We start from the raw sequence: 20,798 nt of genomic DNA, 5'->3' as shown, positions 1-20,798 counted from the left end.
ATTCCCTCATTGCCGGGACCGGCGAGATGTTCCAGAATCGGCGTGACGCCCGCTGCGCCGGAGGGGTTCGTCGCGGGTGCCTTCGTCGGGGCGACCGGGGCGGATACGTTCGAGGCTGCCGTCGGCGGGGCCGGAGGGGAGCCGGCCGGCTCGGGCGAGGGTGCGGCTTCCCGGCCGACGCGGCGCCGGCCCAGGACGGAGCGCGCGCAGCGGAGTCGGCCGCCCCGGGTGGAGCTCAGGCGGGATGAGGCGGCGCGTTCGACGGCGTGTCCGGCGAAGACGGGGACGGCGGTGGCACGGACGGACGGGCCCGGACGCGGGCGATGACGCCCCCTCGCCCGCAGGACCCCCGGGAGCCGCGCGGCATCGAGCGCCACCGGGAGCCGGCAGGGCGCAGGACGACCACACCGCGACCGGAGTCATCGCGCTCCGCGTCGGCGCGCGGCCCAACTGCCGCCCGTGACACGGCCGATCGCCCAGCGGCGGCCCCGCCGTGAACGACAGCCCCACGAACATGCCGACCGCACCCCTCCGTTTGGAAACGCGTGCGAATATTACCCTATCGCGGGCCTGGGCTGACGTGTTCTCAGGTTTTCAGGTCGGGAGCCTTCCCCCGCTGCATGTGCGCCAGGAGGCTGGCCCACCGTCACCGATGAGGCGCGGGCGTCGGCAGTGACGAGACGTCGACCGGAAGAAGATGTGCCGTCCACCGACTGACGCGCAGGTGGTCGGAGGGCGTCGTCGGGGCGACGGCGTGTGCGCCGGCGCCGTCGCCGAGCGTCGCGCCGGAGGCTCCGCCTCCGCCCGCCGAGGGTCCGCGGAGGTGGCTCTGACCACGCCAATCGCTGGCCAAAAACCGCCCCTTCAGTGCTTCCGGAGGCGCCGCGCGGCCGGAATGCGGCAGGCTGTTCACGGGGCGACGCGTCGCGAGGAGGAGGGGTGACAACCGGCCGGGCCACCGCTAATGTCTGCTCCGAGTACATCTAACGGGTGACAAGACGGGGGAAACGTGCTCAGTCAATCTTTGACTGGTGGTTTACTCGGAAGATTTGATGTGGCCGCACCGGCGCACGGACGCCGGCGGCCGCGGCGGCGGAACTCGATCGCACCATCACTGCCATGACGACCCTGTAGCCGTCTCGCAGGCAAGTTGATCTGACGAAGGCCCCTGGCTAATCTGACCTGCGACCGTCCCGGGTTACGACGGTCGACGGCCGGCAGTGCCAGCTCCTCCGGAGGTGCGGGTCGCGGCATTTCACCTGACGTCCAGCACGTCATTGTGCCGTTTCACCCATTCCCGCGCCGCTTCATGGCATCGAGGCGCGGCGACACGTGCTCATTTTCGCGTTTGCGGGCCCGCATGCAGCGGTCTGCTCATGCGGCACACCTCTTTCTGCTGAATACGTGCTACGGGCCAATCCTTGACGCGATTACCCCTGCTCAGAGGAGAGAAACGTGATGGAAACGGCAGCCGGACTCTTCGCCTCCGATATTTTTACCACGCATGCGCTGTACAGGGAACCCGGCGGTTCGTCTATATCCCTGAATATAGAAATAGTGGATCCTTCACGCGTGACAGATCCGGACTTACCGGGACACAGGCCGCGATCCATAGGATCTTCACGCGCCCGATGGCGCAGGGGCATCATCCCCGCGCCACCGCCCCTCCCGGCCCACCGGCTCGTGGCCCCGCTCCGGCAACTGGCTGAGGCGGCAGCGCCGTTGGACGACGACGGGAGCTCGCGCGAGCGGACCGGACACCCCGAGCGGACCGGACGCCGCCGGCCGGACGCCCTCGCCTCGGGTCGCCGACCAGCGGCCGAGCATGCCGACGCGTCGACGACCCACCGCTCGGTCCGTCCCGGTCCTCATGGCCCGCGCCGTTCGCTCCTGCGAGGTGCAACCAACCGGTACACCGGTACGTCATGGGAAGTGGATGCCGCGGGACCGCCGGATCAGAAGGTAGCCCTCGCGGTGGGCGGCTCGACCGGGGACCGTCCGGCGACTGCCCGGCGGTCCGAAGCCTAAGGCGCCACGCGTACCACACCGGACGGCGACGCGATCAACGCCGGAGTCGGTGAGACCACCCGATCCGGGACCAACCCCAGGACGCCGTCGCGGCCGTGACCACACCTCAGACCCCTGGTCACCCAGCCCGATCGGCTCCCCGATCCGCCTTTGTGCCGTGCGGCACGGAATGGAGATCCAGCTTCAGGATTTCGAACATGAACGGTATTATCGAACGAGTTACGCATTTACGGCCCAATAGGGCGGTCGAGGAACTACCTTGGGGGATCGAGTGGGAATCGATGTATTGGTGTCCGACGACCTGCACCTGTCCCGTTTCGGGCTCACTGCTTTACTTGAGCGGCACGAGGAGATCCGCGTAGTCGGATCAGCGGACAGCAATCTTGACGCGCTGGAGTTCGCCGAGCGGCATAAGCCGGATGTGGTGATCATCAGCTTCGAGGGCGGGGACACCGACGCGATCGCAATTGCCGAGAAGATTGCGAGCCTTCCGGGATGCCGGAGCATGTTGCTCGCCACGGCGTTCACCCGATCCGTCGTTCGCCAGGCTTTCGCCGCCGGCATCGGCGGCATCGTGGAACGGAGCATGCCTCCGCGCCAGTTCTTCGAGGCCATCCACCGGGTGCACCAGGGCGAGCGGGTCTTCGACGCGGAGCTGACCGTCGCCGCGCTGGTCAACGAGGACTGCCCCTTGACGCTGCGGGAGTTCTCCGTGCTGGAGCACGTCTCCCGAGGTGACACCGTCACCGAGATCGCTGCGCGCTTACACCTCTCGCAGGGGACCGTGCGCAACTACCTTTCGTCCATGGTTGCCAAGCTGGGGGCACGCAACCGCATAGACGCACTGAGGATTGCCCGGGATTCGAACTGGGTCTGAGTGCCCCGTTCCCGAATGGGGCTGTGCCGTCGGCTGTCGAGGTGACCGTTTCCTCGTCACACCGTCCGTGCACAGCCCTTTTTTTGGGTTGCGCGGCGCGCCCCGCGTGATCACCCCATCGGCTCGGCACCACCCTCGGACGCAGAGCTAAGATTTACCACCAGAACACCGATGGCGCAATGACCCGCCCCTGCCGGTGGAACGAGATTCCCATAAGAGAGTGCGTGAATTTCACTTGTACCGTCCGAATGCTGGACGAGCTCACCGTGACGTGCGGGCCGCACACCTTCGCGCGCGAGGCCGTCCGGCCCTGATGACCCCTCAGGTACCGCCCCTGACCAGCGAGGACTGCGGCAGCCGCGTCCTTCGCCTCCTGCGGCGCAAGGCGCTCTTCCCTTACGACGGGCCATGGTTGACGAAGGCTCCGCTGAATTGGCCGCCACGTTCCGCTTCCTGGCAGTGAGGTGGGTCCGACGGATGGCCGACACTCTCCGCTCCGACGAGGCCGGGGACGCCGAACCACCGGCCCGTGATGCCACACGGCCCCCTCGCTCCGCCCTCGCCAGAACCGACAGCGGCATAACGCACCCTCCCCCAGGCGGAGTTACCGAGGGCTGTACCGAAGGGGGCAGCGATAACGGCGGGCCGTGCCCCGACAAACGGCGCCCTTGCCTGAGAGGCTGCGCATATCGCGGCCCGTGACGCTCGGAGCCGTCCGGACCTCGCCCCGGGCCGCGGCGAGCGCCCTGCCGCACGGCCCCGGGACCCGTCCGGCGCCGTCCTCGGCGCCCCACACCCCGGCGCGGACGCGCGCCACCCCTATGATCCTCGCCACGTGAGAGCGGTTCCAAGCCAACTGGCGCATGTTCGCCCGCTCCTTGGTGACGCCGTCCCCCCGGGCTCTCGGCACGGCCCGTTCCTTCGGCCGTCTCAGGGCCGGCAAAGGGCGTCTGCACAGGGATCGACGAAGAGGCATCCCTTCGGGGACCGCCGAGCCCTCGAAAGCCGTAGACGGTCTTTATCGGACACCTCGCCCTGTCGCCTCGAGCTCTGTTGCGAGACGCTCCCCCACTTCATTTACTTCCCGTGAAGTCGGCCGAATCAGGCCAATGCGCATCAACGAACTCCTTGTTGACGGTCGGTCACCTCCTGACACCCGGTGATACGATCAACACACTTGCGGAGCGGCTGATGGGCGTACCACGACATCTCCGACCACGGCGGCCGTACGGCAGTGCCCCCGGTACGCATGGTCCGCCGGTCCACCCGCATTGACGGAAATCAACAACTGGCCGTCAGCGCCTGAAGAGAGTCTTATGACGCAGTACATACAGAATCCAGTGCTCTGGGCCCTTCTCGTCGCCGTCGTCGGCGCAGTCGCCGTCATTGCTCGCCAGCGCAAGGCGGCGCAGGCATTGCGGCATCAGGTCGAGGAGATCAAGGCCCATTACGCCGAGTTGGAGCACGGCTTCTCGAAATCCGTCGAGATCGAGAAAGAGCATGCCCAGGACGCGACGAAGTCGGTCCTGAAGTCCGCGATGAGGACGCTCCAGGGACTTGCCGCCGAGCAGCAGTCGGTCATCTCCGGACTGCAGAGCAAGTACGGCGAGTCCGTCATTCTCCAGGACCTCCTGGAGATCGACCACACGAACTCTCAGTTCGGACGGCGCGCCCAGTCCATCGCCGTACTGTGCGACGGCTGGCTCGGGCGACAGCGCGATGCCGCCTCGGTTTACGACGTGGTCCGCAGTGCGCAGGGCAGGATCCGTCACTTCCGGCGCGTGGAAATCCTTTCGCAGGTCGACTTCGGCATCACCAGCCGGGCCGTCGAACCGGTGGCCCTGGCTCTCGCCGAGCTGCTCGACAACGCCACCAGCTATTCCAGCCCGGACACCGTGGTCGAAATCAACATTCGGACCGTCCCGAAGGGCATTTGCATCGTCGTCGACGACGCCGGCGTCGGTATGAACGACGAGGAGCGGGCCAAGGCCGCGAAGCTCCTGACCACCGAGCGGGTCTCCGGTGTCTCGGGACTCGGCAGCCCCCCGCAGTTCGGTTTCGCGGTGATCGGCGTGCTCAGCGAGCGCTTCGGCTTCGAGGTGTCCGTGGACTCCGACTCACCCTACGGAGGCGTCCGCGCGGTCCTCCTCCTGCCGCACGAGCTGCTCTCCGCCATGCCGGACAAGAAGGCCCCGGCACCGGCCGTCCCCGCCATGTCGGCGGCGGACCCGAGCGGCCCCGAATCCGCGGTGACCACGTCCTCGACCGTCGACGGCCTGCCCAAGCGCAGCCGCAAGCGGCCGATGGCCATCGTGCCGGGCAGTGCCTCGGGCATGCCGGCGGCGACGCGCTCCGGTGCGGAAACCGCGGCGATCATGGGGGCCTTCCAGCGGGGGACGCAATCCGGACGGGCCACACGCTCGGACTCGCCGGATCAAACGAGCAGCACACGTGATGCGAGCAGCGAAGGGCATGGGGTCTCGTGAACGACGATCTGTCATGGATGCTTGACAGCGCATTGGAGATACCCGGGGCGCTGCACGCGGTCCTGGTGTCCGCCGACGGTCTGCTGATGGCCCGGACGAGGGACTTCGGCAAGGACAACGCCGACACCGTCGCCGCCGCCATGAGTGGCGTTCAGTCGCTGAGCCGCTCTCTCGGTTTCTTCATCGACACGGGCGCACTGCAGTGGCGTCAGACGCTGGTCGAGTTCGACGGGGGCTGGGTCTTCCTCATCTCCGCCGGAGAGGGCGCCTACCTCGGCGTCTCGGCCTCTCCGGACGTCGACATGCAGGACATCACCTTCCGGATGCAGCAGCTCGTCGGTCAGCTCGGCAAGGCTCTGACGACGCCGCCGCGCGAGAACCTCGGCATGCGGTCATGACCGGCTTCGACGGCTGGCAGCCGGGTGGCGCGGAATTAGTGCGTCCGTACGTCATCACCAAGGGACGCGGCCTGCCCGACGAGGAGCAGCTGTCCCTGATCACCTTGGTCACCGCGGCGGGCGATCACCAGCAGCGGCCGACCCGGCTGTCTCCCGAGGAGCAGAGCCTGCTCGACCTGTGCGCCGCCGGCTACCTCTCGGTCGCCGAGATCGCGGGGCACATGCGGCTGCCCATGGGCGTGGTGAAGATCCTCCTCTCCGCCCTCACCGAGGGCGGCTACCTCATCACCCGCCCACCCGTGCAGCGTGCCCCGCTCACGGACAGACGCATCCTCGAGGAGGTACTGAATGGACTCCGCACCAAGTTTGGGTGAACGGGCCTACGTCCGCGCCGGAGCGACCCAGACCGCCGTCAAGATCCTCGTCGTCGGTCACTTCGCCGTCGGCAAGACCACTTTCATCCGTGCGATCTCGGAGATCCCTCCGCTGTCCACGGAGGAGACGATGACCCGCGCCGGCGAGTCCTTCGACGACCTCAAGGGGGTCCGGAGCAAGACCACCACCACGGTGGCCATGGACTTCGGCCGTCTCACCATCAGCGAACGCGTGGTGCTGTACCTGTTCGGGACGCCCGGCCAGCAGCGCTTCGTGCAGATGTGGGAGGACATGGCACGCGGCGCGCTCGGAGCGCTGGTGCTGGTGGACCCCGAGCGGCTGGCGGACTCCTTCGCCGTGATCGACCTGATCGAGCAGTACGGCCTCGACTACGCGATCGCCGTCAACCGCTTCGACGGCACCCCCGACCGGGAGGTACGGGCGCTGCGCGAGGCGCTGGACCTGCTCGACGACACCCCGGTCGTCACTTGCGACGCGCGTGACGAGAAGTCGTCCGCCGACGCGTTGATCACACTCGTTCGCTATCTGCTGCACCGCGCTCACTAGGAACAGACATGGACGCTCAACCCACCGCCCCCGTGCCCCCGCCCGGGTGCCCTGCTCACCATTCCGGCGCCCGGGTTCCGCTGCACGGACCGGGGTTCGCGGCCGATCCGCAGGCCTACTACGCCTACCTGCGCCACTACGGCCCGACCGCGCCCGTGGAGCTCGCTCCGGGGGTGGAGGCGACCCTCGTCACCGATTACTCGACGGCGCTGCAGCTCCTGCAGGACTCCGGCTCCTTCCGCAAGGACGCGCGCCGGTGGCGGGACCTGAGCGAAGGCCGCATCAGCCCGGACAACCCGGTCGTGCCGGTCCTGTCGTACCGGCCCAACTGCATGTTCACCGACGGCGCCGAGCACCTGAGGCTCCGTCAGGCCGTGACCGACAGCATGGCCCGCGTCGACTCGCGCCGGCTCAGCCAGAGCACCGAGCAGGTCTCCAACTACCTGATCTCGCAGTTCGGTGCACGCGGCTCGGCCGATCTCCTCGGTGACTACGCCAAGCAGTTGCCGCTGTTCGTCTTCAACGAACTCTTCGGCTGCCCCGCCGACATCGGCGACCGGGTGCTGTTCGGCATCAGCGGCATGTTCGACGGCATCAACGCCGATCGGGCCATCGAGGTGCTGTTCGGAGCCGTCGGCGAACTGGTGGCGCTCAAGCGGGCCCGGCCGGGTGAGGACGTCACCTCGTGGCTGATGCAGCACGAGGCGAAGCTGAGCGACGAGGAGATGGTCCATCAGCTCGCCCTGCTGTTGGTGGCGGGCAACGAGCCGCTGCGCAACCTCATCGGCAACACCCTGCACCGGCTGCTCACCCACGACGCGTACGCCCACAAGGGCGGGCTGATCGACGAGGCCATCGACGACACGCTGTGGGAGAACCCGCCCATGCAGAACCTGGCGCCGCACTATCCGGCGTCGGACATGGAGTTCGCGGGGCAGAAGCTCCAGGCGGGCGACCTCGTGCTGGTCAGCTTCGCGGCCGCCAACACCGGGCCGGCGCTGACGGCCGCGCGCCAGGCCGGGAGCAACCGCGCGCACCTCGCGTGGAGCGCCGGGCCGCACGCCTGCCCGTCGAAGGAGCCCGCCCGGCAGATCACCGTGACCGCGGTCGAGAACCTGCTCAACCGGCTCCCCGACGTCGAGCTCGCCGTGCCGGAGGACAGCCTGGTGTGGCGTCCCGGCCCCTTCAACCGGGGCCTCGCCACCCTGCCTGCCCGGTTCACGCCCGCCGAGGCGGTACGCCGGACGGTCCCGCAGGCCGCTCCCGAGGCGCCCGCCCGGCCCGAGGCCGGCAAGGCGAGCGGCAAGCGCGATCGTATGTGGAGTCAGTTCCTCAACTGGCTGACGACGTGATCGACTTAACTGCCTCCGGTTCCGCTTTCACGGCATGAACGTTTTGCCTGTGGGGTAGTGAGGAACGCGTTGTTCACTCCTACTCATGAGGCAAAGGAGGTGTCGTGGACCAGATATCCGACGACGCCGCTGTCATACAGCACCCCACCGAGCTGGGACCCCTCGATACCCGCCCCTCCAGGCGGGTATCTTCTTGGGCGCTCCGGTCCGCGGCGAGGGTTCCGGTGACCGCCTCACCCCTCGATGGACCGAGACCGCCCGGTGTGGAGACACTGGGCGGTCATGCGGCGAGACAGGTGCTGCGGCTGTGCGAGGCCGCGGGTCTGAGCGGGGCCGATTCCGCGGAGTACGCGCGCACGCTGCTCACGGTGCTGGGCCCCGTCGCCGAGCGATCACTCGATCTGCCTCCCGACGACAGCTCCTTCCTCTCCGACGATCACACGCCGGTCGAGTTCTCGCTCGCCTTCGTGCCGGACGGGGAGCCGACGCTGCGCGTGCTGCTGGAGCCCGGGTACGGCGCCGGCAGCCTGGCCGAGAACGGGCGCACCGGGCTGCGGGCCGTCCGTGAGATGGCGCAGCGGTGGGGATTCGACACCAAGCGGCTGGACGAGCTGGAGGACCTGTTCTTCCCGCCGTCCCCTCAGGGGCCGTTGGCGCTCTGGTGCGCGCTGGAGCTGGTCCCCGGCGGAGTGCCCAAGGTCAAGGTCTACCTGAACCCGGCGGCGTCCGGGCAGGAACGTTCCGCCGACACCGTGCGCGAGGCCCTGCGACGGCTCGGCCACCGGCAGGCGTTCGCGGCGCTGCCCGAGGGCGACCGCCACCTCTTCTTCGCCTTGGACCTGGGCCATTGGGACGAACCCCGGGTGAAGGTCTACCTCGCGCACCACGACCTGTCGGCCACCGAGGCGGCCGGCCTGTCCCGCCTGGACGGCGGCCCGGGACCGGGCGAGGTCACGAGCTTCTTCCGCATGGCGGCCGGCCACGGCACCGAGGCCGACGCCGATGACACCGAGGCTGACACCGACGCCGCGTACGGGGGCCAGGGCCCCCGGCTCGTCCGTCGGCCCTTCCAGTCCTGCCACGCCTTCACCGAGACGGCGACCGGCCGGCCGAGCGGCTTCACGCTCTACATCCCGGTCCGCGACTACGCGCGGGACGACGGCGAGGCGCTCGACCGGGCGGTGGCCGTGCTCGGCCGGCACGGCATGGACGCCGCCCCGCTCGTACGGTCGCTGTCCGCCGTCACCGCCCGGCCCCTGCAGGACGGCGTGGGGCTCATCGCCTACCTGGGGCTCGCCCACCAGCAGGGCCGGCCGCCGCGGGTGACCGCCTACATCTCCTCGGAGGCGTACGAGGTCAGGCCCCCGGCCGCGGCGGCGGCCCCGCTGACCGCAGCCGTCCTCTGACGCTCCCCGAAGGCGAGCGAAGCTCCCGGCGGTCCCCCACCAGGAGCTTCGCCCACCCGTCCGCGGACCTGCCCACCCCCTACGCGTCCTGCAATTCCCGCAGCTCGCGCAGGTAGGAGCCGACGTCCACCTGGATGGAAGCGCCCTGGGTCCGCCCGTAGCGCTCCTCGATGCGCCTCAGGTACCCGCTGATCTCCTCGCGCATCGCGTCCGGCGACGGCAGGGTGATGTCGCCCCCGACGATCTGCGCCACCCACTGCGACTGGGCTTCCACGAGCCGCGTGATCGAGCCGTGCGGGCGGATGAGGCCGACGAAGTACAGGCCGGGCCGGTCGGGCGCGACGACGCGCTTGTACAGCTCGACCGCCTCCTGCCGCGGGCCCGCCGGGCAGCCTGCCGGCAGGAACGGGAAGGCCATGCGGAATCCCGTGCAGTAGACGATGGCGTCCGCCTCCACCGCGGTGCCGTCGGTGAAGCACACCCGGCCGCCGTCCAGGGACTCGATCGCGGGCCTCGGGATCACGGCGCCGTGCCGGATCCGGCTGAGGATCTCGTCCGAGATGGTCACGGCCGAGGAGAAGACCGGGTGGTCGGGCTCGGGCAGGCCGTAGTCCGACAGCCGCCCCCGCGCCACGAGCAGCGCCTGCTCGACGAAGCTCCGCTGCTCGGGGAAGGACATCTCGTTCCACCACGGCGCATCGGCGATCAGGTCCACGGACATGCCGAAGAGCTGCTTGGGCACGATGTGCAGCCCGCGGCGGACGGACAGCACGGTCTGCGCGGCGTGCCGGGAGAGGTCCGCGGCGATGTCCACGCCCGAGGCCCCCATGCCGACGACGACGACCCGCTGCCCCGCGAAGTCACTGCCGTCGCGGTAGTCCATCGAATGGAGAATCGTTCCAGCGAAGGAATCGGAGCCCGGCGGCAGCGGATTGGGCAGTACCGCCTCGGTGTTGTGGCCCGAGGCCACGATCACCTGCCCGAAGCGCCGTGCCCTCACCTCTCCTCGCGCGGTGCGGCTCGTGACCGTCCAGGCGCCGTCGTCGTCCTGTGTCACGGAGAGCACTTCGGTACGCAGCTCGATACGGGGCAGCAGTCCGGCCCACTCGGCGAACGAGCGCAGGTAGGCGGCGACATCGGCGTGCCGGGGGTAGAGGGGCAGCTCGGACGGCATCGGGAAGTCGGCGTAACCCGTGAGCTGTTTGGCACTGTTCAGATGCAGCGACAGATAGGCCGGGCCCCGCTCCCCCGCCCCCGGCTGACGCCAGATCCCGCCGACGTCCGGCGCCTTCTCCAGGCAGACGAAGTCGATCCCCCTGGCCGCCAGGGCGTGCGCGCTCGCCAGCCCCGCCAGCCCCGCACCGATGACGCACACGGTCTCAGCGGCCGGAACGCCGCCCGTACCCGACCCGCCCAAGGATCCCTCCACAGCACACCATCCGTCCTCGTACCGGGCGTTGGCTTCCCCGCTGGCCCTCGCTCCGCACCGGCGGAGCACACAGCAGCGCAGGGACTGCCGCGACGGGTGTCGCGACAGCCCCTGCAGGAGCCCGGACGGCTCACGATACCGATCGCGGGCTACTCCCAGTCGTCCCAGGGCGGTTCGGTCTCCTCCGGGTCGAACGGCGGCTCCTCGGACGCGTCCGCGAACCCGGCGGCGAGGGCCGGCGCGGCGGCCGGGACGGGCACGGCGCCCGGAGCGGCCGCGGCCTCGGGAGCGGGCGCGGCCTCCGGAGCGGGCGCGGTGGCGTCGTCGCACTCCGCCAGGGTGTCCAGGACCCCCTGGGCGTACTTCGCGAGCTTGGCCTCGCCGACGCCGCCGATGGTGGCCAGCTCCTCCACCGTGGCGGGGAGCCGCGTCGCGATCTCCCGCAGGGTGGCGTCGTGGAAGACGACGTACGCCGGTACGCCCTGCTCGCGGGCCGTCGCGGCCCGCCAGGCGCGCAGGGCCAGGAACACCGGTTCCGCCGCGGCCGGCAGGTCGGCCGGCACGCGGGCGGCCTTCCCGGAGCGCGCACCGGAATCCGTCCGGGACGGGCCCGCGACCTGCGCCTCCTTGCGCATCGGGACGGTCCGGCGGCCGCCGAGCACCTCGCCGCTGGCGTCCGTCAGGACGAGCGTCCCGTATTCGCCCTCCACCGCCAGCAGGCCCAGGGCCAGCAGCTGCCGGACGACCCCGCGCCACTCGGCGGTGCTCAGGTCCGCGCCGACGCCGAACACCGAGAGCGCGTCGTGGTCGAACTGGATGACCTTGGCCGTCTTCTTGCCCTGGAGGATGTCGATGATCTGGCCGGCGCCGAACTTCTGGCGCCGCTCCTTCGCCAGCCGCCACACCGTGGAGAGCAGTTTCTGCGCCGCGACCGTCCCGTCCCAGGACTCGGCCGGTGTCAGACAGGTGTCGCAGTTGCCGCAGGGCTCGCCCGACTGCCCGAAGTACGCCAGCAGCCGCACCCGGCGGCAGTCGACCGTCTCGCACAGCGCCAGCATGGCGTCCAGGTGCATCCCCAGGGACCGGCGGTGCGCCTCGTCGCCCTCGGAGCCGTCGATGAGCTTGCGCTGCTGGACCACGTCCTGGAGGCCGTAGGCCAGCCATGCGGTGGCCGGCTCGCCGTCGCGGCCGGCCCGGCCGGTCTCCTGGTAGTACCCCTCGACCGACTTCGGCAGGTCGAGGTGGGCCACGAAGCGCACGTCCGGCTTGTCGATGCCCATGCCGAAGGCGATCGTGGCCACCACCACGACCCCGTCCTCCCGCAGGAAGCGCGCCTGGTTGGCCGCGCGCGTACGGGCGTCCATCCCGGCGTGGTAGGCCACGGCGTCGACGCCCTGCTCGACCAGGAAGGCCGCCGTCTTCTCCACCGAGGAGCGCGAGAGGCAGTAGACGACTCCGGCGTCCCCGTCGTGCTCGGTCCGGATCAGCTCCAGCAGCTGCTTGAGGGGGTTGTTCTTCGGGACGATGCGGTACTGGATGTTCGGCCGGTCGAAGCTGGCGACGAAGTGCCGGGCGTCCTCCAGGCCGAGCCGTGCCACGATCTCGGCGTGGGTCGCCTCGGTGGCCGTCGCTGTCAGCGCGATCCGCGGCACCTTGGGCCAGCGCTCGTGCAGCATGGACAGGGCGAGGTAGTCGGGCCGGAAGTCGTGGCCCCACTGGGCGACGCAGTGCGCCTCGTCGATCGCGAAGAGCGCCACCTCGCCCCGGTCGAGCAGCCGCTGCGTGCTCTCGCCGCGCAGCCGCTCGGGAGCCAGGTAGAGCAGGTCCAACGCGCCGGCGAGGAAGGCCTGCTCGACGGCCTGCCGCTCGTACGGGTCCTGCGTGGAGTTGAGGAAACCGGCCCGCACCCCGAGGGCGGTGAGCGCGTTCACCTGGTCTTGCATCAGCGCGATGAGCGGCGAGATCACGACGCCCGTGCCGGGCCTGACCAGCGCCGGGATCTGGTAGCAGAGCGACTTGCCGCCGCCGGTCGGCATCAGGACGAGGGCGTCACCGCCGCCGACGACCTGCTCGATGATCTCCTGCTGCTCACCGCGGTAGGAGCTGTATCCGAAGACGCGGTGCAGCGTCTGGAGAGCGTCGGAGATCTCGGGGGAAGCGTCCGGAAGGGCCATTCACACAGCGTAACGTCATCCAGTGACACCCCGGCTCCGTCCGCCGGAACCTGTGGACACCGGTGCCGCGCGGACGTCACCCGGTGGTGGCCAGTCGCTCCCGCCACCACTCCACCGTCTGCGTGAGCTGCTCGTCGAGCGGGGTGGCCCGCACGCCGAACGCGGCCTCGTACGCGCTCGAATCGACCACGAAGGGACCGTCGAACTGGTAGCGGATCTCCTTCAGTTCGCGGATCAGCGGGGAGAAGAGCGATGCGAGGCCGAGTGCCGCCGAGGGGAGCCTGCGCACCGCGACGGGGCCCGTTCCCGCTGTGGCGGCGAGCCGGTCGACCATCTCCCTGGGTGAGCGCGGGGGCTCCGTCGGGACGTGCCAGGGCCGCCCCCACGCCTCTTCCCGGCCCGCCACCTCGACCAGGGTCCTGGCCACGTCGGGCAGGTAGGTCCAGCTGTGCGGGGCGTCCGGATCCCCGAGCGTGGAGACCGGCTTGCCGCGCAGCAGCCGCGGCACGACCCGCGCGGCCAGGTGACCGCCGTCGCTCACCCCGGGGCCGAAGAAGTCACTGGCCCGCACCTCGACCGCCCTGATGCGGCCCTGCTCGTGCAAGGTCCGCGCCTGCTCCCAGGCGGCGGCGCGCACCCGCCCCTTGGGGCCGGTCGCGGCGAGCGGCAGTTCCTCGGTCATGGGGCGGTCCACCGGCCCGTAGCCGTAGAGGTTCCCCAGCATGACCAGTACGGCTCCGGTCGCCTCGGCCGCGGCGCAGACCGACGAGGCCAGCGGGGGCCAGTCGCTCGCCCAGCGGGGGTAGGGCGGAGCGGCGCAGTGGTGGATCGCCGCCGCGCCCCGCGCGGCCGCGGTCAGCCGCTCGCTGTCCGTCGCGTCCAGCGCGACGTGCTCGATCCCGGGCTCCGGACTGCGGCCCGACGTGGTGATGACCCGGACGCGGTGACCCTGTGCGGCCACCAGACGGGCCGTGGCCGCCCCGGCGGGTCCAAAACCTATGACGACATGGAGACTCACGTACGCACCCTAACGCGAGGCGCCAGGGGCCCGGGGGCCGGATCGATCACGCGCCACGGACCCGGGTGGCGGATCGATCAGGATCGGAGAAGCACCGGCCCGGCTGCCGCGCCTAGCGTGGCGGGCATGGACATCGACCTGCACGCGAGCTTCCTCCCGCACACCGACCCCGAGGCCTCGCTGGCCTTCTACCGCGACCTGCTCGGCTTCGAGGTCCGCAAGGACGTCGGGTACGACAGCATGCGCTGGATCACGGTCGGCCCCGTCGGCCGGCCCGGTACCTCCATCGTCCTGGAGCCGCCGGCCGTCGACCCCGGCCTCACCGACGACGAGCGGCGCACCATCGTCGAGATGATGGCCAAGGGCACCTACGCCCGCATCATCCTGGCCAGCGCCGACCTCGACGGCACCTTCGCACGGCTGCGGTCCGCCGGCGCCGAGGTGGTCCAGGAGCCGACCGACCAGCCGTACGGCATCCGCGACTGCGCCGTGCGCGACCCCGCGGGCAACCTGATCCGCATCAACGAGAGCGGCGTCGGCGAGGCGGGCGCCGACGGGGTCCACTGAGCCCGTCAGATCGCCGATCGGCGATGGATACTGCTCGAAGCCGATGGGACCGGGCCGGGCGACGCCCCAGGGGATGGAGTACACGATGAGCATGGCCAGGAAGACGAACACGGGGTCGCCCGCGCCGCACGCCACCGACCGCCACGATGTGATCCGCGTGCACGGCGCACGGGAGAACAACCTGAAGGACGTCAGCATCGAGATCCCGAAGCGCCGGCTGACGGTGTTCACCGGGGTCTCCGGCTCGGGCAAGAGCTCGCTGGTGTTCGACACGATCGCCGCGGAGTCCCAACGGCTCATCAACGAGACGTACAGCGCCTTCGTCCAGGGCTTCATGCCGACCCTGGCCCGTCCCGAGGTGGACGTCCTGGAGGGGCTGACGACCGCCATCAGCGTCGACCAGCAGCGGATGGGGGCCGACCCCCGCTCCACGGTCGGCACCGTCACCGACGCGAACGCGATGCTGCGCATCCTCTTCAGCCGGCTCGGCACGCCGCACATCGGCCCGCCCAGCGCCTACGCCTTCAACGTCCCCTCGGTCCGGGCGAGCGGCGCCATCACGGTGGAACGCGGTGCCAAGAAGGCCGTCAAGGCGACCTTCCAGCGCACCGGCGGGATGTGCCCGCGGTGCGAGGGCCGGGGCACGGTCACCGACATCGACCTCACCCAGCTCTACGACGCCTCCAAGTCGATCGCCGAGGGCGCGTTCACCATCCCCGGCTGGAAGTCGGACAGCTTCTGGACCGTGCAGGTGTACGCCGAGTCGGGCTTCCTCGACCCCGACAAGCCCATCGCCCGGTTCACGAAGAGGGAGATGCAGGACTTCCTGTACCGGGAGCCGACCAAGGTCAAGGTCAACGGCGTCAACCTCACCTACGAGGGGCTGATCCCCAAGCTGCAGAAGTCGATGCTGTCCAAGGACAAGGAGGCCATGCAGCCGCACATCCGGGCGTTCGTGGAGCGGGCGGTCACCTTCACCAGCTGTCCGGAGTGCGAGGGGACCCGGCTCAGCGAGGGGGCCCGGGCGTCGAAGATCGGCCGGATCAGCATCGCCGACGCCTGCGCGATGCAGATCAGCGACCTGGCCGCATGGGTACGGGGACTGGAGGAGCCCTCGGTGGCTCCGCTGCTCACCGCACTGCGCCACACGCTCGAATCGTTCGTGGAGATCGGGCTCGGCTACCTCTCGCTGGAGCGGCCGGCGGGCACCCTGTCCGGCGGCGAGGCCCAGCGCGTGAAGATGATCCGCCACCTCGGCTCCGCGCTCACCGACGTCACGTACGTCTTCGACGAGCCGACCATCGGGCTGCACCCCCATGACATCGAGCGGATGAACAGCCTGCTGCTGCGGCTGCGGGACAAGGGCAACACGGTGCTCGTCGTGGAGCACAAGCCGGAGGCGATCGCGATCGCCGACCACGTCGTCGACCTCGGCCCCGGCGCCGGTACGGGCGGCGGCACCGTGTGCTTCGAGGGCACCGTGGAGGGGCTGCGGGCCAGCGGTACCGTCACCGGCCGCCATCTCGACGACCGGGTCCGCGTCAAGGAGTCCGTACGCGAGCCCGCCGGCGCACTGGAGATCCGCGGGGCGAAGACGAACAACCTGCGCGATGTCGACGTCGACATCCCCCTCGGGGTCCTGGTCGTCGTCACGGGCGTCGCGGGCTCCGGCAAGAGCTCACTCGTGCACGGGTCGCTGCCCCACCGTTCGGGGGCCGCCGGCGAGGAGGTCGTCTCGATCGACCAGAGCCCGATCCGCGGTTCGCGGCGCAGCAACCCGGCCACCTACACCGGGCTGCTCGACCCGATCCGCAAGGCCTTCGCGAAGGCCAACGGCGTCAAGCCGGCGCTGTTCAGCGCCAATTCCGAGGGTGCCTGTCCCACGTGCAACGGCGTCGGCGTCATCTACACCGACCTGGCGATGATGGCCGGCGTCGCCACCACCTGCGAGGACTGCGAGGGCAAGCGGTTCCTGGCGTCGGTGCTGGACCACCACCTCGGCGGGCGTGACATCAGCGAGGTGCTGGCGATGTCGGTGACCGAGGCCGAGGAGTTCTTCGGCGCGGGCGAGGCCCGCACGCCGGCAGCGCACAAGATCCTGGAGCGGCTCGCCGACGTCGGACTCGGCTACCTCACCCTCGGCCAGCCGTTGACCACGCTGTCCGGCGGCGAGCGGCAGCGGCTCAAGCTGGCCGGCCACATGTCCGACAAGGGCGGCGTCTACGTCCTCGACGAGCCGACCACCGGCCTTCACCTCGCCGACGTCGAGCACCTGCTCGGCCTGCTCGACCGGCTCGTCGACTCCGGCAAGTCGGTCATCGTCATCGAGCACCACCAGGCTGTCATGGCGCACGCCGACTGGATCATCGACCTCGGCCCCGGCGCCGGCCACGACGGCGGCCGGATCGTCTACGAGGGCACACCCGCCGACCTCGTCGCCGCCCGCTCGACCCTCACCGGCGAGCACCTCGCGGCCTACGTCACCCAAGGCCGCTGACCGCGGACGCGGGGGACGGTGGAGAGAAGGGCCCGGGCGGGCGCCCCGCGCGTGCGATGGTGGTGGGGTGAACCTGGAGGACCTCGTCCGGCTGCGCCGGGCCCGTGACCGGATGGACCGCGACTACGCGGAGCCGCTCGACGTGCCGACGCTGGCGCGCGACGCGCTCATGTCGCCGGGCCACTTCTCGCGCAGTTTCCGCGCGGCCTACGGGGAGACCCCGTACGGCTACCTGATGACGCGCAGGATCGAGCGGGCCAAGGCGCTGCTGCGGCGGGGGGACCTGTCGGTGACGGAGGTCTGCTTCGCGGTCGGCTGTACCTCGCTGGGGTCGTTCAGTTCGCGGTTCACGGAGCTGGTCGGCGAGAGCCCCCGTGCCTACCGGGCCCGCTCCCACGACGAGGGCGCCGCCATCCCGGCGTGCGTCGCCAAGGTGCACACGCGACCGGTCAGGAACGGAGAAGCAAAACCGGCCCCCCGCCGTTAGCGTCGTACGCATGGACATCAAAGTGACCCAGTGCTTCATCGCCGTCGACGACCACGACAAGGCGCTCGCCTTCTACCGGGACGCCCTCGGCATGGAGGTGCGCAACGACGTCGGTTTCGAGGGGATGCGATGGGTGACGGTCGGCTCGCCCTCGCAGCCCGACGTGGAGATCGTCCTTGAGCCGCCGCTCGCGGACCCGAACGCCTCGGCCGCCGACAAGGCGGTCATGGCGGAGCTGCTGGCCAAGGGGCTGCTGCGCGGCGTCATCTTCAGGACCGACGACGTCGACGCCACCTTCGAACGGATCCGCGCCGCGGGCGGCGAGGTTTTGCAGGAGCCGATCGACCAGCCGTACGGCGTCCGCGACTGCGCCTTCCGCGATCCCTCCGGCAACATGCTGCGCTTCAACCAGCCTCGTCGGCAGTGATGCGTTCCAGGTCCGTCAGCAGCGCGTCCAGCCAGTTCTCCGCCACGAAGTAGCCGCTCGGCGCCCCGGCCGGGGCGGTTCTCGACGCGTCCGGCGCATCGGGGGCCACCCCGGCGTCGGGGCCGGGTCGCCCCTCGGGCCCAGCACCGCGTCAGCGTCAGCGTGGCCAGCTTCGCCCAGAAGCCGTACGGCAGCGTGGCCAGGCCGGCGGCGGCCCGGGCCGCCGGGATCGCCCGCGGCCGGTGGCCGGTGGCCGGTCAGCCGACGGGACGGGCCGCCGCGTCGAGGCTCGGGGTCTGCCGGGCGACGGGCGCGGGCGCCCGGTGGAAGAGCACCTCGACCATGCGCCGCTCCGGGCCCCGCCGGCGCAGCACCAGGTAGCCGATGAAGGCCGCCGGGCCGAAGAACACCTGGGCGGGGATGAGGGTGGGGGCGCTGTCGGTGACGGCGGTGACGATGTGCAGGGTGGCCATGGGCGCCACCGCTCCGAAGAGGGTGACCAGGACGATCCCGGTCCACAGGCCCGGCTTCCCGTAGGCCTTGTAGGCGGCCGTCGTGAACAGGGCGTACGCCAGCAGGTCGCCCATGCCGACCACGGCGCCGGCGTCCTCGGTGAGGCGCAGGCCGGCGGCGGGGGCGTAGGGATAGCCCTGGACCGCGTCGGACAGCTCCTGGGTCAGCGGGATCACCGTGGCGAAGAACGCGTCGTACACGGTGAGCGCGAGGAGGAACCACGCGACGTTCTTCAGCCGCATGCCGCCCTGCACCTGGAGGTTCGTGGCGGAGATGACGACCAGGAGGACGACCGCGCTGTTCGCCACCCAGTACGGCGGCCGCGTACCGCCGAACGCCATGTGGAGGAGCAGCACGCTCGCGATCAGCACGGCGATCAGCGCCCAGCGCAGCCTGCCGTTGCCGATGAGGGGCTGGTAGCCGACGGACAGGCCGCCCGCGAAGACGAGCGCGAGCACGACGGGGAGGACGGGGCCGGGCAGCGTGAGGTAGATGTACGGCAGCGCCAGGACGAAGCCCATCATCAGGAAGATGTCCCGGCCGTTGAAGACGCCGACCGGCGGCCTCTGGGTGCGCACGTTGCGGAAGTAGAGGACCGCGCCGGCGCACACCGCGAGCGCCAGGACGGTGGTGGCCGTGATCTGGAAGAAGACCGTCATGCGTGGCTCCGGGTGAAGGTGTGCTCCAACAGGTCGCAGCGGAGCGGGAACCGGCGGGCGGCCTCCTCCTCGCTCAGGGGCAGGACCGTGACCTCCGCGTCGATGTCCTGGGCGAGCAGCCGCTTGGTCACCTCCGCCGCGGTGACCTCCCGGGAGGCGACCTCCACGTGGAGCCGGCCGTCCTGCCCGACCCGGGCGCTGTGGCGCAGCGGCCAGGGCAGACCGGGGGTGCCGTCCAGCGCCTCCAGGACGTCGCGCGGGGTCACGACGCCCTCGGCGGTGCGGTGCAGCAGGCCCGCCTTGCCGAGGATCTGGGACACCGCGGGCACGGCCTTCAGTTCGCACTCGGGCTCGCCGTCCAGGGTGCGGACCACGTCGCCGGTGTTGTACCGCAGGACCGGCATGCACTCCCGGTAGGGGTAGTACGGGGTGACCGTGAGCTCGCCGAGCCGGCCGGGTGCGGCGGGCTCGCCCGTCTCCAGGTCGAGGACCTCGATGTACCCCATGTTGGGGTCCATGTGGAGGTGGTGGTGGCTGCAGGTGCGGCCGCCGACCGGCAGCAGCTCGGTCATGCCGAAGGTGTCGTTGACGTCCTGGGCCCCGAAGGTCTCGCGCAGGGCCTCGGACAGGGCCCGGGACAGCATCTCCCCGCCGGCGTAGACGGCGCGGACGGCGAAGTCGTCCGGCCCGTAGCCGCGTTGGCGAGCGGCGGTCACCATCTGGCCCAGGTAGCTCGGGTTGCCGGTGAGCAGGGTGGGCGGGGTGCCGTACCGTCCGAGCAGGTGGTCGACGGACTCCTCGGCCGGGATCTGTCCCGCGACGTGGCAGGAGGCGTTGGCGAGCCGGCACACCTCGACGTCCTCCTGGACGGCGGCCGTGGCCCGGGAGCTCATGTTGATCTGCATCCGGTCGCTGGGGCGCAGGTCGCCGCGGAGCACCATGGACAGCGCGATCAGCGCGGGCCAGAGCTCCATCTCGTAGCGGGACACCCAGATCTGTACGGGGCGGCCGGTGGTACCGGTCGTCTGTGTCGCCAGGTACGGCGAGCTGCACAGGAAGTCGGTGGGGCGTTCGATCAGATCGGCCTTGCGGGTCACCGGGATCCGGGTGAGCGTCTCGACGGTCAGCCCTTCGAGGTCCACTCCGGCGAGCCGCTCCCGGTAGAAGGGCGAGAGCTTGGCGAGCCTGCGGACGGTGCGCTGAAGGGCGCGGTTCTGCAGGTCCCGGCGGTCGTCGGGGTCCGCGAACGGCCCGTCGGCCAGTTCGTCGACGTCATCGCCGAGCGAGCCGAACTCCTCCAGCGTGGCGAGGGCGTCGGCGACCAGCCGCTCCACGGCCCGTACGTTCAGCCGTCGGCCGAACACCATGGACATCGCCACCCGCACCTGCCGGACACCGGTCTCCAGCACTCTGCCTCCCTAAGGCGTAGCACGGGGTGGGGACGGCGAGCCGTCCCCACCCCTGTTCACTGCGTCAGCTGCCGGAACAGGTCGAGAAGAAGACCGCCGTCATGGCGGACATGACGTACTTGAACTGCT

General features: G+C 70.5%; 17 protein-coding genes. 11 read left to right on the top strand and 6 right to left on the bottom strand.

The genetic code is table 11. The annotated features are described in order from the left end of the window. Nucleotides 1–2,317 precede the first annotated feature (2,317 nt). The 7 genes from AC07DU_RS00820 (at nucleotide 2,318) to AC07DU_RS00790 (ending at nucleotide 9,489) form a co-directional block, all read left to right on the top strand. Complete coding sequence (locus AC07DU_RS00820) at nucleotides 2,318–2,905, top strand: response regulator transcription factor (protein ID WP_360895954.1); 588 nt, start codon at nucleotides 2,318–2,320, stop codon at nucleotides 2,903–2,905. Nucleotides 2,906–4,221: 1,316 nt separating this feature from the next. Continuing rightward, nucleotides 4,222–5,391: an ATP-binding protein gene (locus AC07DU_RS00815; RefSeq protein WP_453371283.1), complete on the top strand. Its 1,170-nt coding sequence runs from the start codon at nucleotides 4,222–4,224 to the stop codon at nucleotides 5,389–5,391. Further along, nucleotides 5,388–5,789, top strand: a complete 402-nt coding sequence (locus AC07DU_RS00810; protein ID WP_360895957.1) for a roadblock/LC7 domain-containing protein — start codon at nucleotides 5,388–5,390, stop codon at nucleotides 5,787–5,789. The genes AC07DU_RS00815 and AC07DU_RS00810 overlap by 4 nt, the downstream gene beginning before the upstream one ends. Then, nucleotides 5,786–6,163, top strand: a complete 378-nt coding sequence (locus AC07DU_RS00805) for a DUF742 domain-containing protein (protein WP_360895960.1) — start codon at nucleotides 5,786–5,788, stop codon at nucleotides 6,161–6,163. The genes AC07DU_RS00810 and AC07DU_RS00805 overlap by 4 nt, the downstream gene beginning before the upstream one ends. Further along, nucleotides 6,138–6,731 carry a GTP-binding protein gene (locus AC07DU_RS00800; RefSeq protein ID WP_360895963.1) on the top strand — a complete coding sequence of 198 codons (594 nt, stop codon included), beginning with the start codon at nucleotides 6,138–6,140 and terminating at the stop codon, nucleotides 6,729–6,731. The genes AC07DU_RS00805 and AC07DU_RS00800 overlap by 26 nt, the downstream gene beginning before the upstream one ends. Nucleotides 6,732–6,739: 8 nt before the next feature. Next, a complete protein-coding gene (locus AC07DU_RS00795; RefSeq protein ID WP_479108827.1) occupies nucleotides 6,740–8,083 on the top strand; it encodes a cytochrome P450 in 1,344 nt (447 codons plus the stop codon). 263 nt (nucleotides 8,084–8,346) lie between these two features. Further along, nucleotides 8,347–9,489 (top strand): tryptophan dimethylallyltransferase family protein, encoded by a 1,143-nt coding sequence (locus AC07DU_RS00790; protein ID WP_479108826.1) that lies wholly within the window; start codon nucleotides 8,347–8,349, stop codon nucleotides 9,487–9,489. Nucleotides 9,490–9,568: 79 nt separating this feature from the next. Here the strand turns inward: AC07DU_RS00790 and AC07DU_RS00785 are convergent, their stop codons facing one another. The 3 genes from AC07DU_RS00785 to AC07DU_RS00775 all read right to left on the bottom strand — a co-directional run bounded on the left by AC07DU_RS00785 (nucleotide 9,569) and on the right by AC07DU_RS00775 (nucleotide 14,110). After that, nucleotides 9,569–10,918, bottom strand: coding sequence for a flavin-containing monooxygenase (locus tag AC07DU_RS00785; RefSeq protein WP_479108825.1), 1,350 nt, complete (start codon nucleotides 10,916–10,918; stop codon nucleotides 9,569–9,571). Between the two features lie 149 nt (nucleotides 10,919–11,067). After that, nucleotides 11,068–13,092 carry a DNA helicase RecQ gene (gene recQ / locus AC07DU_RS00780; protein WP_479108824.1) on the bottom strand — a complete coding sequence of 675 codons (2,025 nt, stop codon included), beginning with the start codon at nucleotides 13,090–13,092 and terminating at the stop codon, nucleotides 11,068–11,070. A gap of 76 nt (nucleotides 13,093–13,168) precedes the next feature. After that, nucleotides 13,169–14,110: an NAD-dependent epimerase/dehydratase family protein gene (locus AC07DU_RS00775; protein WP_479035084.1), complete on the bottom strand. Its 942-nt coding sequence runs from the start codon at nucleotides 14,108–14,110 to the stop codon at nucleotides 13,169–13,171. Nucleotides 14,111–14,236: 126 nt separating this feature from the next. On the opposite strand from AC07DU_RS00775, the gene AC07DU_RS00770 reads away from it, so the two are divergent. The 4 genes from AC07DU_RS00770 to AC07DU_RS00755 all read left to right on the top strand — a co-directional run bounded on the left by AC07DU_RS00770 (nucleotide 14,237) and on the right by AC07DU_RS00755 (nucleotide 18,088). Continuing rightward, nucleotides 14,237–14,677 (top strand): VOC family protein, encoded by a 441-nt coding sequence (locus AC07DU_RS00770; protein ID WP_479108823.1) that lies wholly within the window; start codon nucleotides 14,237–14,239, stop codon nucleotides 14,675–14,677. Between the two features lie 85 nt (nucleotides 14,678–14,762). Further along, nucleotides 14,763–17,174: an ATP-binding cassette domain-containing protein gene (locus tag AC07DU_RS00765; RefSeq protein WP_479108822.1), complete on the top strand. Its 2,412-nt coding sequence runs from the start codon at nucleotides 14,763–14,765 to the stop codon at nucleotides 17,172–17,174. A gap of 67 nt (nucleotides 17,175–17,241) precedes the next feature. Then, on the top strand, nucleotides 17,242–17,661 hold the full coding sequence (locus tag AC07DU_RS00760) for a helix-turn-helix transcriptional regulator (protein WP_360895987.1): 420 nt from the start codon (nucleotides 17,242–17,244) through the stop codon (nucleotides 17,659–17,661). Between the two features lie 10 nt (nucleotides 17,662–17,671). Next, nucleotides 17,672–18,088, top strand: a complete 417-nt coding sequence (locus AC07DU_RS00755) for a VOC family protein (protein ID WP_360895990.1) — start codon at nucleotides 17,672–17,674, stop codon at nucleotides 18,086–18,088. Here the strand turns inward: AC07DU_RS00755 and AC07DU_RS00750 are convergent. The 3 genes from AC07DU_RS00750 to AC07DU_RS00740 all read right to left on the bottom strand — a co-directional run bounded on the left by AC07DU_RS00750 (nucleotide 18,066) and on the right by AC07DU_RS00740 (nucleotide 20,669). Next, nucleotides 18,066–18,197, bottom strand: a complete 132-nt coding sequence (locus AC07DU_RS00750) for a hypothetical protein (RefSeq protein ID WP_479108821.1) — start codon at nucleotides 18,195–18,197, stop codon at nucleotides 18,066–18,068. The genes AC07DU_RS00755 and AC07DU_RS00750 overlap by 23 nt on opposite strands. Before the next feature lie 148 nt (nucleotides 18,198–18,345). Next, entirely contained in the window at nucleotides 18,346–19,260 is a 915-nt protein-coding gene (locus AC07DU_RS00745; RefSeq protein WP_360895993.1) for a hypothetical protein, read from the bottom strand. Next, on the bottom strand, nucleotides 19,257–20,669 hold the full coding sequence (locus tag AC07DU_RS00740; protein ID WP_360895995.1) for a phenylacetate--CoA ligase family protein: 1,413 nt from the start codon (nucleotides 20,667–20,669) through the stop codon (nucleotides 19,257–19,259). The genes AC07DU_RS00745 and AC07DU_RS00740 overlap by 4 nt, the downstream gene beginning before the upstream one ends. Nucleotides 20,670–20,798: the final 129 nt, after the last annotated feature.

The organism is Streptomyces sp. NPDC045695, from assembly GCF_056432025.1.
This window is presented reverse-complemented; position numbering and strand designations above follow the sequence as displayed.